The organism is Salmonella sp. SSDFZ69 (genome assembly GCF_004010755.1).
GTDB lineage: Bacteria > Pseudomonadota > Gammaproteobacteria > Enterobacterales > Enterobacteriaceae > Salmonella > Salmonella enterica.
This window is the reverse complement of sequence record NZ_CP034831.1, coordinates 406,118-421,748: the sequence shown is the minus strand read 5'-3', so window position 1 is coordinate 421,748 and position 15,631 is coordinate 406,118. Positions and strand designations below refer to the sequence as shown.

Here is a 15,631-nt window from a genome sequence, read left to right as displayed (position 1 = left end):
AATGATTGCCGGATGGCGCCGCGATGCGTCTTATCCGGCCTACAGCGTAAGCTGTTGGTAGGCCGGATAAGGCGACGTCGCCCTCCGGCACTCTATCCCCCTCCTGACGAGGTAGGCCTGTTGGTCTAAAAACCCCCTCATTTTGTATATTATTTGTACAAACCTGAAAAGCCTGACAATTCCGCCACTTATAAAAATCCAGACAAATCAGCCATATACCCATTAAGAGGTATATAAAGGTGAATTTGATTTACATCAATAAGCGGGGTTGCTGAATCGTTAAGGTAGGCGGTAATAGAAAAGAAATCGAGGCAAAAATGAGCAAAGTCAGACTCGCTATTATCGGTAATGGTATGGTCGGCCACCGCTTTATTGAGGATCTCCTTGATAAATCCGACGCTAGCCTGTTCGACATTACCGTGTTCTGTGAAGAACCCCGTAAAGCCTATGACCGTGTCCACCTGTCATCCTACTTCTCTCACCACACCGCGGAAGAGCTCTCTCTGGTGCGTGAAGGATTTTACGAGAAGCACGGCGTGAAGGTACTGGTTGGCGAACGCGCAATTACCATTAACCGTCAGGAGAAAGTGATTCACTCCAGCGCGGGTCGTACCGTTTATTATGACAAGCTGATCATGGCGACCGGTTCATATCCGTGGATTCCGCCGATTAAAGGCTCCGAAACCCAGGATTGCTTCGTTTACCGTACCATTGAAGACCTCAACGCTATCGAAGCCTGCGCCCGTCGCAGCAAGCGCGGGGCGGTGGTCGGCGGCGGTCTGCTGGGGCTGGAAGCCGCTGGCGCGCTGAAAAACCTCGGCGTGGAAACGCACGTCATTGAATTTGCGCCAATGCTGATGGCGGAACAGCTCGATCAGATGGGCGGCGAGCAGCTACGTCGCAAGATCGAAAGCATGGGCGTGCGTGTACACACCAGTAAAAACACGCAAGAGATTGTTCAGCAGGGTAACGAAGCGCGTAAGACTATGCGTTTTGCCGACGGCAGCGAGCTGGAAGTCGATTTTATCGTCTTCTCTACCGGTATTCGCCCCCGCGACAAGCTGGCTACCCAGTGCGGTCTGGCCGTCGCGCAGCGCGGCGGTATCGTGATTAACGACACCTGCCAGACGTCTGACCCGGATATCTACGCTATCGGCGAGTGCGCCAGTTGGAACAACCGCGTTTACGGTCTGGTCGCACCGGGCTATAAAATGGCCCAGGTTGCCGTTGACCATATCCTCGGCAGTGCAAACGCCTTTGAAGGCGCGGATCTCAGCGCCAAACTGAAGCTGCTGGGCGTGGACGTCGGTGGCATCGGCGACGCGCATGGCCGCACGCCGGGCGCGCGTAGCTACGTTTACCTCGATGAAAGCAAAGAAGTCTACAAACGTCTTATTGTCAGCGAAGATAACAAAACGCTGCTCGGCGCAGTACTGGTCGGCGACACCAGCGATTACGGCAATTTGCTGCAACTGGTACTGAACGCCATCGAACTGCCGGAAAACCCGGATTCGCTGATCCTGCCGTCGCACGCGAGCAGTGGTAAACCCGCTATCGGCGTGGATAAACTGCCGGACAGCGCGCAGATCTGCTCCTGCTTCGATGTGACTAAAGGCGATCTGATCGCCGCTATCAATAAAGGCTGCCATACCGTGGCGGCGCTGAAAGCGGAAACCAAAGCCGGCACCGGCTGCGGCGGCTGCATCCCGCTGGTGACGCAGGTACTGAACGCCGAACTGGCGAAACAGGGTATTGAAGTCAACAACAACCTGTGCGAGCACTTTGCTTATTCTCGTCAGGAACTGTTCCACTTAATCCGCGTGGAAGGTATCAAAACCTTTGAAGAACTGCTGGCGAAACACGGTAAAGGCTACGGCTGCGAAGTGTGTAAGCCGACCGTCGGTTCGCTGCTGGCGTCGTGCTGGAACGAATACATCCTCAAACCGCAGCACACGCCGCTACAGGATACTAACGATAACTTCCTGGCGAATATTCAGAAAGACGGCACCTACTCGGTGATCCCGCGCTCGGCGGGCGGTGAAATCACCCCGGAAGGTCTGGTGGCCGTGGGTCGTATCGCCCGCGAGTTTAACCTCTATACCAAAATCACCGGTTCTCAGCGTATCGGTCTGTTTGGCGCGCAAAAAGACGATCTGCCGGAAATCTGGCGTCAGCTGATTGAAGCGGGCTTCGAAACCGGTCACGCGTATGCCAAAGCGCTGCGGATGGCGAAAACCTGCGTCGGCAGCACCTGGTGCCGCTACGGCGTGGGCGACAGCGTCGGTTTCGGCGTGGAGCTGGAAAACCGCTACAAAGGCATTCGCACCCCGCACAAAATGAAGTTCGGCGTCTCCGGCTGTACCCGTGAATGTGCGGAAGCTCAGGGTAAAGATGTCGGCATTATCGCCACTGAGAAAGGCTGGAACCTGTACGTCTGCGGTAACGGCGGCATGAAACCGCGTCATGCGGATCTGCTGGCAGCCGATCTCGATCGCGACACGCTGCTCAAGTATCTCGACCGCTTTATGATGTTCTACATCCGTACTGCCGACAAACTGACGCGTACCGCGCCGTGGCTGGATAACCTGGAAGGCGGCATCGAGTATCTGAAATCGGTCATCATCGACGACAAGCTGGGCCTGAACGAACATCTGGAAGAAGAGATGGCGCGCCTGCGTGCAGCGGTGGTCTGCGAGTGGACAGAAACCGTTAACACGCCAGCGGCGCAGGTTCGCTTTAAGCACTTTATCAACAGCGACAAACGCGACCCGAACGTCCAGGTTGTGCCTGAACGTGAACAGCATCGTCCGGCCACGCCGTATGAACGTATCCCGGTCACTCTGGTGGAGGAAAACGCATGAGTCAGTGGCAAAACATCTGCAAAATCGATGACATCCTGCCGGGAACCGGCGTCTGCGCGCTGTCAGGCGGCGAACAGGTGGCGATTTTCCGTCCTTACCATAGCGATCAGGTGTTCGCGATCAGCAACATCGACCCGTTCTTTGAGGCCAGCGTGCTGTCTCGTGGACTGATTGCGGAACACCAGGGCGAACTGTGGGTCGCCAGCCCGCTGAAGAAACAGCGCTTCCGCCTGAGCGATGGTTTGTGCATGGAAGATGAGCAGTTCTCTGTGAAACATTACGACGCGCGGGTAAAAGACGGCGTGGTGCAGTTGCGCGGTTAATTATTTTTGGGAGGCGCAACGCCTCCCCTTTTTTGACGTACTTGTAGGTCTTTTATTGGTAGGCCTGATAAGCGTAGCGCCATCAGGCAATTGCAAAAGCACATTGCCGGATGGCGGCATAAATGCCTTATCCGGCCTACGGTTACGATTTTTTTTATTTTTTGTACTTCAAGGATAATCAAATGTTTACAGACACTATCAATAAGTGTGCGGCTAACGCTGCGCGCATCGCACGCCTGTCGGCGAATAATCCGCTCGGCTTCTGGGTCAGTTCGGCAATGGCCGGGGCTTATGTCGGTCTCGGCATCATTCTTATTTTCACCCTCGGCAATCTGCTCGACCCGTCCGTGCGTCCTTTGGTGATGGGAGCCACCTTCGGTATCGCCTTAACGCTGGTCATCATCGCCGGTTCCGAACTGTTTACCGGCCACACCATGTTCCTGACGCTAGGCGTCAAAGCAGGCACCATCAGCCACGGTCAAATGTGGGCTATCCTGCCGCAAACCTGGCTCGGCAACCTGGTCGGTTCCGTCTTTGTCGCCCTGCTTTACAGCTGGGGCGGCGGCAGTTTGTTGCCGGTCGATACCAGCATCGTTCACTCAGTCGCGCTGGCAAAAACCACCGCGCCCGCCACGGTACTGTTCTTCAAAGGCGCGCTGTGTAACTGGCTGGTTTGTCTGGCAATCTGGATGGCGATCCGCACCGAAGGCACGGCAAAATTTCTTGCTATCTGGTGGTGTCTGCTGGCGTTTATCGCTTCCGGCTACGAGCACTCCGTCGCGAATATGACGCTGTTTGCCCTCTCCTGGTTTGGTCATCACAGCGACGCCTATACCCTGTCCGGAATCGGACACAACCTGTTATGGGTCACTCTGGGTAATACTTTGTCCGGCGTCGTGTTCATGGGATTGGGTTATTGGTATGCTACGCCGAAATCGGAGCGTCCTGTTCCGCAAAAAACCAACCAAATTAAGGTTACAGCCAACCATTAAGGGGTAATGTCGTGGACCATTTGCCTATATTTTGTCAATTACGCGACCGCGACTGTCTGATCGTCGGCGGTGGCGATGTCGCAGAACGCAAAGCACGGTTACTGCTGGAAGCAGGCGCACGTTTAACGGTCAATGCGCTAACCTTCATTCCACAGTTCACCGTATGGGCAAATGAAGGCATGTTGACTCTGGTTGAGGGACCGTTCGACGAAACGCTTCTCGACTCGTGTTGGCTGGCGATCGCGGCCACTGACGACGATACCGTCAACCAGCGCGTCAGCGACGCGGCGGAGTCACGCCGTATCTTTTGCAACGTGGTGGATGCGCCGAAAGCCGCCAGCTTTATCATGCCCTCCATTATTGACCGCTCGCCGCTGATGGTCGCCGTCTCCTCGGGCGGCACTTCCCCGGTGCTGGCGCGTCTGCTGCGCGAGAAGCTGGAATCGCTGCTGCCGCAGCATCTGGGGCAGGTCGCGCGCTATGCCGGGCAACTCCGCGCCCGAGTGAAAAAGCAGTTTGCCACGATGGGCGAGCGTCGTCGCTTCTGGGAAAAATTTTTCGTCAATGACCGGCTGGCGCAGTCGCTGGCGAATGCCGATGAGAAAGCGGTTAACGCGACAACCGAACGCCTGTTTAGCGAACCGCTGGATCACCGTGGCGAAGTCGTGCTGGTCGGTGCCGGGCCGGGCGATGCCGGACTGCTGACGCTGAAAGGGTTACAACAAATCCAACAGGCGGATATCGTGGTTTACGATCGCCTCGTCTCCGACGACATTATGAACCTGGTACGCCGCGATGCCGATCGGGTCTTTGTGGGGAAACGCGCGGGTTACCACTGCGTCCCACAGGAAGAAATCAACCAGATCCTGCTGCGTGAAGCGCAAAAAGGTAAACGCGTGGTACGCCTGAAAGGCGGCGATCCCTTTATCTTTGGTCGCGGCGGTGAAGAGCTGGAAACGCTGTGTCATGCCGGTATTCCTTTCTCGGTAGTGCCGGGGATTACCGCGGCTTCCGGCTGCTCCGCCTACTCCGGTATTCCGCTAACCCATCGCGATTACGCCCAGAGCGTACGTCTGGTCACCGGTCACCTGAAAACCGGCGGCGAGCTGGACTGGGAAAACCTGGCGGCAGAAAAACAGACGCTGGTGTTCTACATGGGGCTGAATCAGGCAGCGACTATCCAGGAAAAACTGATCGCATTCGGTATGCAGGCCGATATGCCGGTTGCGCTGGTAGAAAACGGTACCTCTGTGAAGCAACGCGTCGTCCACGGTGTGCTGACGCAGCTTGGTGAATTAGCGCAACAGGTTGAAAGCCCGGCGCTGATTATCGTTGGCCGGGTCGTTGGCTTACGCGATAAATTAAATTGGTTCTCTAATTATTAATTAAAATAATGCCCTGAATAACAGGGCTTTATTTTACAACTACTCGTAATCTCAAATTATTTTTACTTAAAAGTGAATTAAGAAATCAACTTTAAATACACCAGAAAAATTTAAATAGTAATAATTCTGCCTAAAAACCCTTTTACTCGTCAAATTCACCCCTTATTCATTCATACAATAAATAACACCGTTAAGCACTCAATTTGACCTGACCTGGTTATCGGGTGATAAAATAAACACTAAAGCATAATTTTTCTTCTGGCCATTTCATCATTGCCTGTACCGCTCTCTGCATATGTTTAGTACGCAAGGAAAATATTAATTAAGGATGAACCCTATGCAAAAGAAAAAACTTATTTCTATCGCTATCGCTTTAACGCTACAAAGTTATTACATTCCGGCCATCGCCGCAGAAAATAACGATGATGAAAAAGAATGTCCCAGTAATATCTCCTCCCTGCCTAAAGAAAAACGCGCAAAACTCTCACCGACCTGCCTTGCTACACCTGAAAATGATAATCACTGGGGCTGGGTTGCTGGCGGCGTTGCTGCACTGGTCGCAGGTGTGGCTATTGGCGTTGAAAATAACGGTGGCGGAGATTCTAATCATTCTTATACCCCCCCTACGCCCGATAATGGCGGCGACGTTACCCCACCCGACGATGGCGGCAACGTCACCCCGCCTGACGATGGCGGCGATGACAATGTGATCCCGCCCGACGATAGCGGCGATGACGATGTAACCCCACCCGATGATAGCGGCGATGACGATGTAACCCCACCCGACGATAGCGGCGATGACGATGTAACCCCGCCCGACGATAGCGGCGATGACGATGTAACCCCGCCCGATGACAGCGGCGATGACGATGTAACCCCGCCCGACGATAGCGGCGATGACGATGCAACCCCGCCCGATGATAGCGGCGATGACGATGTGACCCCGCCTGATGATAGCGGCGATGACGATGTAACCCCGCCCGATGATAGCGGCGACGACGACGACGACGACGACGACACGCCCCCAGATGACTCTGTTACTACCTTCAGCAACGGCGTCACCATCGATAAAGGCAAAGACACCCTGGCCTTCGATAGCTTCAAACTGGATAGCGGCAGCGTTCTCGAAGGTGCCGTGTGGAATTATTCAGAACCGGACAACCAGTGGCAGCTCACCACCGCAGACGGTAAAACGCTGAACGTCACCGGCTGGGACGTGACCGACGCCAATGCCGCCGTGATTGAAGGCACCCAGGAAAACGGTCTCTACTGGAAGTACGACAGCCGTGGCTATCTGATTATTGCCGACGATAAAACCACCGTTATCAGCGGCGATGACCAGGAGCATAATTCCGATCGCGGCATGGATATCAGCGGCCAGGATCGCACCGGCGTGATTATTTCCGGCGATCGAACCGTCAACACGCTCACCGGGGACTCCAGTGTGACCGGCGGCGCCACCGGCATGGTTATCTCCGGTGACGGCACCACCAACACCATTTCGGGCCACTCAACGGTGGACAACGCCACCGGCGCGCTGATTTCCGGCAACGGAACCACCACCAATTTCGCCGGTGACATTGCCGTGAGCGGCGGCGGCACCGCCATCATCATCGACGGCGACAACGCCACGATTAAGAATACCGGTACCTCTGACATCAGCGGCGCAGGCTCCACCGGCACCGTCATTAACGGCAATAACGCCCGCGTCAACAATGACGGTGATATGACCATCACCGATGGCGGCACCGGCGGCCACATTACCGGCGATAACGTGGTTATCGATAACGCCGGGAGCACTACCGTCAGCGGCGCGGACTCCACGGCGCTGTATATCGATGGCGACAACGCGCTCGTTATCAACGAAGGTAATCAGACTATCTCCGGCGGCGCCGTCGGTACGCGCATTGACGGCGACGACGCCCATACCACCAATACCGGTGATATCGCGGTGGATGGCGCGGGCTCTGCCGCCGTGATTATCAACGGCGACAACGGCAGCCTGACCCAGGCGGGCGATCTGCTGGTCACCGACGGCGCGATGGGCATCATCACCTATGGCACCGGAAATGAAGCAAAAAATACCGGCAACGCCACCGTACGTGATGCAGACTCCATAGGTTTTGTGGTTGCAGGCGAAAAAAACACCTTCAAAAACAAAGGGGATATTGACGTCAGCCTTAACGGCACTGGCGCGCTGGTGAGCGGCGATATGTCGCAGGTTACGCTGGATGGCGATATTAACGTTGTCTCAGTCCAGGACAGCGAAGGCGTATTTAGCTCAGCGACAGGCGTGAACGTGAGCGGCGACAGCAACGCCGTTGATATCACCGGCAACGTAAATATCAGCGCCGACTACGGGCAGGATGATCTGGCTGCCGGGGCTCCCCCGTTAACCGGCGTTGTCGTCGGCGGTAACGGCAATACCGTTACCCTTAATGGCGCGCTGAATATTGATGACAACGATCTGTCCGCCACCGGCGGACAATACCTGGACGTTGTTGGCCTGAGCGTAACAGGTGATGATAACGACGTTGAGATTGACGGCGGTATTAATATCACCCACAGCGAGGATCCATTTGATGGAACCTCTGCAGACATTACCGGCATCAGCGTCAGCGGTAACAGTACCGTTACGCTAAACGGTCATTCTACCATTGATACCAACACGGTAGTGGGGGGTCACGTTGTACTGGCGCGGGTCAACAACGGCGGCTCCCTGATTCTGGGTGATGACTCAGTTGTTGACGTTAATGTCAGTTATATACCCACAGGCTATTACACCTACAACGCGTTGCTGATGGCTGATGGCGAAGGCACATCAATTGAAAATAAAGGCGATATTACAAGCCATGGCGTGTATTCCGTCATTCGCGCAGATAACGGCGCGGAAGTCAGCAACAGCGGAGATATTTTTGTCTACGCGACCAGTAGCAACAGCAGTGAGGATCGTGCAGCCATCACAAGGGCTAGTGGCGAGGGAGCGGCTGTTCATAACAAAGCCGGCGGCGATATCACCATCATTTCTAACCAGACGCCGCAGAGCAATGGCGGTATTGGCACATACCCACTGGAATGGTACACCCACACCTTTTACGCCATGATGGCTTCGGATTATGGCGATGTCGTTAACGATGAGGGCGCCACTATCCATTTGCAGGGCGCGGGCGTATATGGCGTCGCTGCCAGCAAAGGAACAGCGTCAAACGCAGGCGATATCTATCTGGACGGCTTTGTCCCGACGCTGGATGATGAAAACAACATCACCGACACAAATTACTGGAAACCGTCGCAGCTTTATCTCACCAGTTCGGGGATGGTGGTCGGCTCCACCAACAGTGGTGAAGGCGACGCCACCGCAATCAACACCGGCAACATTACCGTTAATAACGCCGGGTTCGGCATGATGGCGCTCAAGGACGGCACCGCCATTAACCAGGGCACAATCACCCTGACCGCCGATGACGGCGTGACCGGCCAGGCAAACGAGCTGGTCGGGATGGCGGCGCTCAATGGCGGCACCGTCATCAACGACACCACCGGCATCATCAATATTGATGCCGATTACGGCCAGCCCTTCCTGACCGACAGCAGTAGCACCGTAGTTAACTACGGCACCGTTTGCTATGACAGCGCTTGCCAGAACAGTGACGAGTACAACCCAACCGATAGCAATGTATCCCTTTCCTTTAGAGATGGTGATGAGATTACCGCCGAGGGTGAAACGCTGACCGGTGAAACCATCATCACCAATCCGATCGCAACGCAGACCGTACACGTCACCAACGCAGGCATCGTCAGCGGCGGCAAGGTCACCGTCAGAAATTACGGTGATGTCACCAACGAGTCCACCGGCAGCATCAGCAGCGTCGGCATCGACAAAGGCGGCGTCTATACCAACGAGGGAACAACGGCTGCCGTTTCCGTAGACGGCGGCGTGTTCAACAATACCGGCACCGTGACCGGGAAAACGGGTACCACGGTAGCGGGTTCCATTATCAACAACAGCGGCTCCATGAACGCGGTTGAGCAGTGGGCCAGCACCATGAATAACATAGGCACAGTATCGGCCTGGGTCGGCGCATCGGGCAGTACGGTACTGAATAACTACTCAGGCGGCGAAATCGATAAGCTGAACTTTACCGGTGCCGCAACCGTTAATAACGCAGGGATCATCAACAATGGTTCTGTTGATAAAGGCGGTACGTTTAATAACCTCGAAGGCGGCGTTGTAACGCTAATAAACGACGGCCTGTGGGCTGGCGCCTTCAATAACTGGGGAACGGTGAATAGCGATGCCGATATTGCCACCGGCGGGAGCGGGCACACCCTGTATAACGGCAGCACCGGTGTTATTAACGGGCAGATCACCACGGCGAAAAATAACGGCGGCAGCAAGGCGATTAACGACGGCACCATCAACATTGATAAAACCAACAATGTGGCGATGTCGGCGCACGGCAGCGCGAAGATGGTCAATAACGGCACTATCAATGTGGGTACAGTCGGCACCACGCAAACCGGAATGGTCGGGATGCAGTTGGAATCAGATGCAAAATCCGATGCAGTGATCGAGAACAATGGCACCATCAATATTTACGCCAGCGACTCCTACGCCTTCAGCCAGTTGGGCAGCAACGGCCATATCGTCAACAACGGCACGGTCTACATTGATAACAGCGTGACCGGTTCCGGCTTTATCAAGCAGGACGGTAAAACCATTGAAGGCAGCGGCGAAAACGGCGACGGTACGGAAGTGCATTATGTTGACTTCACTGCCCCCACGGAACCCACCATTACCGATGGCTCGACGACCGTTACCACCAGCGACAGTGCAGATTCATCTGCCACCAACAACCTGTCGGGCTACGTGGTCGGCACCAGCGCTGATGGTAGCGCCGGTAAATTGATGGTCAGCAATGCCAGCATGAACGGTGTGGAAATTAACACCGGGTTCACCGCAGGCACCGCCGACACCACCGTCAGCTTTGACAACGTGGTTGAGGGCAGCAACCTGTCCGACGCAGGCGCGATTCAGTCCACTTCCGTAGTCTGGAACGCCCAGGGTAGCCAGGATGCCGACGGCAACGTTGACGTCACCATGACTAAAAACGCCTATGCCGATGTGGCGACCGACGGCTCGGTAAGCGACGTGGCGCAGGCGCTGGACGCCGGTTACACCAACAACGAGCTGTACACCAGCCTTAACGTGGGTACTACCGCCGAGCTGAACAGCGCACTTAAGCAGGTGAGCGGTGCTCAAGCCACCACGGTATTCCGTGAAGCGCGTGTACTCAGCAACCGCTTTACCATGCTGGCCGACGCCGCGCCGCAAATTAAAGATGGCCTGGCGTTTAACGTAGTGGCGAAAGGCGATCCGCGCGCTGAACTGGGCAACGACACCCAGTACGACATGCTGGCATTACGCCAGACGTTGGATCTCACCGCCAGCCAGAATCTGACGCTGGAGTACGGTATTGCGCGTCTGGATGGCGACGGTTCGAAAACCGCAGGCGATAACGGCCTGACCGGCGGCTACAGTCAGTTCTTTGGTCTGAAGCACAGCATGGCGTTTGATGAAGGTCTGGCGTGGAACAACAGCCTGCGCTATGACGTGCATAACCTCGACAGCAGCCGTTCTGTCGCCTATGGCGATGTCAACAAAATTGCCGATTCCGACATGCGTCAGCAGTACCTTGAGTTTCGCAGTGAAGGGGCGAAAACTTTCACCATGATGAGTGATACGCTGAAAGTCACGCCGTATGCCGGAGTGAAATTCCGTCACACCATGGAAGATGGCTACAAAGAGCGCAGCGCCGGAGATTTTAACCTGTCCATGAACTCTGGCAACGAAACGGCGGTAGACTCTATTGTCGGCCTGAAGCTGGATTACGCCGGGAAAGACGGCTGGAGCGCTACCGCTACCCTGGAAGGCGGCCCGAACCTGAGCTACAGCAAGAGCCAGCGTACAGCGTCATTACAGGGTGCGGCGGGTCAATCGTTCGGCGTGGATGACGGTCAAAAAGGCGGCGGCGTTAATGGTCTGGCAACCATCGGCGTGAAATACAGCAGCAATGATACCGCGCTACATCTGGATGCCTACCAGTGGAAGGAAGACGGTATCAGCGATAAAGGCTTTATGCTTAACGTTAAGAAAACATTTCGTTAAATAAACGACATTATATAACACTAATAAAGGCCGCTTATTATTAAGCGGCCTTTTTAAATCATATCCCCTGGTAAAGATAAAGTCCTTATTTGGACTACCTGTATAGTTTAATAATTGCTATCGTACTATACGCTAAATAGATCTTATATTTATTCCACCAGTAGTGCTCGTTTTATCAACAAGGATTTTGAAATGTTTAAATTTGTAAAAATTGCCGTTGTGGCAGGGGTTCTGGCGACGCTCACTGCTTGTACTGGTCATATCGAAAACAAAAAAAATAACTGCAGCTACGATTATTTGCTGCACCCTGCAATTTCTATTTCTAAAATTATTGGCGGTTGCGGCCCGGCTGCAGATCAATAATAGAAACGACTGCGCAGATACAAAAAAACCGGGATTTTCCCGGTTTTTTTACAGGTCTGATAAACGGTACGGCGCAGATGCCTTGTCCAACTTACGCTCGTTTGTAGGCCCGATAAGCTAGCGCCATCGGGCAAGCAATAACCCTTACGGTTTCGCCACAAAGCCAATGGCTTCGTAAACGGCTTTCAGCGTTTCGGCCGCACGTGCGCTGGCTTTTTCCGCCCCGTCTTTCATCACCTTCTGCAAGAACGCTTCGTCGTTGCGGAAACGGTGATAGCGCTCCTGCAACTCAGACAGCATTCCGGAAACCGCCTCCGCCACTTCGCCTTTCAAATGGCCATACATTTTACCTTCAAACTGTTTTTCCAGTTCAGGAATGCTCTGACCGGTCACGGCGGAAAGAATATCCAGCAGGTTAGAGACACCCGCTTTCTCTTTCACATCATAACGTACTACCGGTGGCTCGTCGGAGTCAGTGACCGCACGTTTGATTTTCTTCACTACCGATTTCGGATCTTCCAGCAGGCCGATCACGTTATTACGGTTATCGTCCGATTTGGACATTTTCTTTGTCGGCTCCAGCAGCGACATCACGCGCGCGCCGGATTTTGGAATAAACGGTTCCGGTACTTTGAAAATATCGCCATACAGCCCGTTGAAACGCTGGGCGATATCGCGGCTCAGTTCCAGATGCTGCTTCTGATCTTCGCCTACCGGCACCAGATTGGTTTGGTACAACAGGATGTCTGCCGCCATCAGCACCGGGTAATCAAACAGGCCGGCGTTAATGTTTTCCGCATAGCGCGCAGATTTATCTTTAAACTGCGTCATACGGCTCAGCTCGCCGAAATAGGTATAGCAGTTCAGCGCCCAGCCAAGCTGCGCATGTTCCGGCACATGGGACTGAACGAAAATAGTGCTCTTTTCAGGATCAATACCACATGCCAGGTACAGCGCCAGCGTATCCAGCGTCGCTTTACGTAGCTGCTGCGCGTCCTGACGCACGGTAATAGCATGTTGGTCTACGATGCAGTAGATGCAATGATAGTCATCCTGCATGTTTACCCACTGACGCAATGCCCCCATATAGTTGCCAATGGTCAATTCACCTGAGGGCTGTGCGCCACTAAAAACGATGGGCTTAGTCATTTTTTATTTCCTGGTTATCGCTATGCGGAAGCCCAAGTGCGGGCAAAAGATCGTTAAAACTGTCATAAATGACGTCCGGCTCGCTAAGAGCGATCGCTTCGCCATAATTGTAGCCGTATGTCAGGCCAACCGAAGGGCAACCCGCCGCTTTTGCAGCCTGAATATCATTACGCGAATCGCCGACAAAAAGCATCTGCTCCGGCATCATGCCCAGCCGGCTTGCCACCAGCAACAGCGGCTCCGGATGCGGCTTCTTATTTTGCACATCATCGCCGCCGATAACCACACTAAAGTATTTGGCGATATCAAGCGATTCCAGCAACGGCGCGACGAACGGCGTCGGTTTGTTGGTCACCAGACCTAATGACAATCCGCTGGCGTGCAGCGCACCCAGCGTGTCGGCGACATGCGGAAATAAAAAAGTGCCTTCTTCCGCCACTTCGCCATAATACCTGTCGAACAGTTTACGCAGAATGCGTACCTGTTCCTCGGCAGGAATATCTTCATCAACGGGCGGTTTCCCCATCGTCTTACGCAGCGTGGCGCGCTCCTCGCGAGCCCAGGTCAGCGCGCGTTCCATCAATACGTCTGCGCCGTTACCAATCCAGGTAATCACGCGCTCCTCGCCCGCGACCGGCAGTTCCAGCGCATACAGCGCCATATCTACCGCCGCGGCAAGACCCGGCGCGCTATCCACCAGCGTACCGTCAAGATCAAAGGCGACGCCCCGAATATGCTGCAACTTATCCATGACTTACCTTTGCCAGCTCACTGCGCATTTCATCAATCACTTTTTTGTAGTCGGGTTTATCGAAAATTGCCGACCCCGCAACAAACATGTCCGCACCTGCTGCGGCGATCTCGCCGATATTGTTCACCTTCACGCCGCCGTCCACTTCCAGGCGAATGTCGTAACCGGAGGCATCAATGCGGCGACGCACTTCGCGCAGTTTATCCAGCGTCTGCGGAATAAAAGACTGGCCGCCGAAGCCTGGGTTCACGGACATCAGCAGGATCACATCCAGTTTGTCCATGACGTAATCGAGATAACTGAGCGACGTTGCCGGGTTGAATACCAGCCCCGCTTTACAGCCGTGTTCTTTAATCAACTGTAGCGTGCGGTCAACATGTTCGGAGGCTTCCGGGTGAAAGGTAATGATGCTCGCGCCAGCGGCGGCAAAGTCGGGCACGATACGGTCGACTGGCTTGACCATCAGGTGGACATCAATAGGCGCGGTAATACCGTATTGACGCAGGGATTTCAGCACCATCGGGCCGATAGTCAGGTTCGGCACATAGTGATTATCCATGACGTCAAAGTGTACAACATCAGCACCGGCAGCCAGCGCTTTGGCGGTGTCTTCACCCAGGCGAGCAAAATCAGCCGACAGAATTGAGGGGGCAATCAAATACTGTTTCATCCGCTTCTCCTTGAGAATTATTTTCTTGCAGGCGTTGCGACTCCTGGTTGGTACAGAGCCAGCAGTTCGTCCACCTTTTTACGTGTGCCGCCGTTGCTGCTTATACTGCGTCTAACTTTGACGACATGCAATTTTGCGAGTTGATACCACTCGCGTGTGAGCGCCGTATCATGGTTGGAAATGAGCACCGGTATCCGGTTACTGACCAGATTCTCAGCGATTTCCGCCAAATGCGCTTGTTGCGTCAGGCTAAAACTATTGGTGTGATACGCTGTGAAGTTAGCCGTGGCGGACAACGGCGCATAAGGCGGATCGCAATAGACCACCGACGACTTGTCCGCACGCGCCATACTGTCTGCGTATGACTCACAGTAAAAGAACGCATTCTGCGCTTTTTCTGCAAAGTGGTACAACTCCGCTTCCGGGAAGTAAGGTCTTTTATAACGACCAAACGGTACATTAAATTCCCCGCGCAAGTTATAGCGACAGAGTCCGTTATAACCGTAGCGGTTCAGATATAAAAACAGTACCGCCCGACGAAAGGGGTCCTGGCAGGTGTTGAACTCCTCACGGAGTTGGTAATAGACCTCAGCCTGGTTAGTTTCAGGCATAAACAGCTCGCGCGAAGCCTGTACGTACTCGTCAGTACGTAACTTCACGATGTTATAGAGGCTAATAAGGTCGCTGTTGATATCGGCGAGGATATAACGAGAAAAGTCGGTGTTAAGAAACACCGATCCGGCACCCACAAAAGGTTCAACAAGGCACTCGCCTTTTGGCAAATGTCGTTTGATATCATCAAGCAGAGGGTATTTTCCCCCTGCCCACTTCAAAAAAGCGCGATTTTTTTTCATGCTGACTAACTAATTACACCTTCTCCGGCTGTGGAGAAAGCTCCGACAGCATCCTGCGCTTTAGGCTGTGCCGCGTTGCTTTACGGCGCATTTGACGGTAGCAAATGCGCCCCT

10 protein-coding genes are annotated in these 15,631 nt (G+C 54.2%); 6 read left to right on the top strand and 4 right to left on the bottom strand.

All coding sequences use genetic code 11. From position 1 onward, the window contains the following. Positions 1-317 precede the first annotated feature (317 nt). From nirB to EOS98_RS01880, 6 genes are all read left to right on the top strand, one after another. The gene (nirB, locus tag EOS98_RS01905; protein ID WP_126523794.1) at positions 318-2,861 is read left to right on the top strand and encodes an NADPH-nitrite reductase large subunit; all 2,544 of its coding nucleotides are present in this window, start codon (positions 318-320) and stop codon (positions 2,859-2,861) included. Beyond that, positions 2,858-3,184 (top strand): nitrite reductase small subunit NirD, encoded by a 327-nt coding sequence (nirD, locus tag EOS98_RS01900; protein ID WP_000084814.1) that lies wholly within the window; start codon positions 2,858-2,860, stop codon positions 3,182-3,184. The genes nirB and nirD overlap by 4 nt, the downstream gene beginning before the upstream one ends. Positions 3,185-3,366: 182 nt before the next feature. Then, positions 3,367-4,176, top strand: coding sequence for a nitrite transporter NirC (nirC, locus tag EOS98_RS01895; RefSeq protein ID WP_000493576.1), 810 nt, complete (start codon positions 3,367-3,369; stop codon positions 4,174-4,176). 11 nt (positions 4,177-4,187) lie between these two features. Beyond that, entirely contained in the window at positions 4,188-5,561 is a 1,374-nt protein-coding gene (cysG, locus tag EOS98_RS01890) for a siroheme synthase CysG (protein WP_000349897.1), read from the top strand. Between the two features lie 328 nt (positions 5,562-5,889). Further along, on the top strand, positions 5,890-11,730 hold the full coding sequence (locus EOS98_RS01885; protein WP_127821134.1) for an autotransporter domain-containing protein: 5,841 nt from the start codon (positions 5,890-5,892) through the stop codon (positions 11,728-11,730). Between the two features lie 192 nt (positions 11,731-11,922). Then, entirely contained in the window at positions 11,923-12,093 is a 171-nt protein-coding gene (locus tag EOS98_RS01880; RefSeq protein ID WP_000472323.1) for a YhfL family protein, read from the top strand. 144 nt (positions 12,094-12,237) lie between these two features. On the opposite strand, the gene trpS is transcribed toward EOS98_RS01880, so the two are convergent. From trpS to dam, 4 genes are read right to left on the bottom strand one after another with little or no spacing between them, the layout of a single operon-like run. After that, positions 12,238-13,242 (bottom strand): tryptophan--tRNA ligase, encoded by a 1,005-nt coding sequence (gene trpS / locus EOS98_RS01875; RefSeq protein ID WP_000165562.1) that lies wholly within the window; start codon positions 13,240-13,242, stop codon positions 12,238-12,240. After that, on the bottom strand, positions 13,235-13,993 hold the full coding sequence (gene gph / locus EOS98_RS01870) for a phosphoglycolate phosphatase (RefSeq protein ID WP_047605611.1): 759 nt from the start codon (positions 13,991-13,993) through the stop codon (positions 13,235-13,237). Before gph ends, trpS begins: the two co-directional genes overlap by 8 nt. Further along, positions 13,986-14,663, bottom strand: coding sequence for a ribulose-phosphate 3-epimerase (gene rpe / locus EOS98_RS01865; protein ID WP_000816286.1), 678 nt, complete (start codon positions 14,661-14,663; stop codon positions 13,986-13,988). Before rpe ends, gph begins: the two co-directional genes overlap by 8 nt. A gap of 17 nt (positions 14,664-14,680) precedes the next feature. Beyond that, the gene (gene dam / locus EOS98_RS01860) at positions 14,681-15,517 is read right to left on the bottom strand and encodes an adenine-specific DNA-methyltransferase (RefSeq protein WP_000742132.1); all 837 of its coding nucleotides are present in this window, start codon (positions 15,515-15,517) and stop codon (positions 14,681-14,683) included. Between the last annotated feature and the right edge of the window lie 114 nt (positions 15,518-15,631).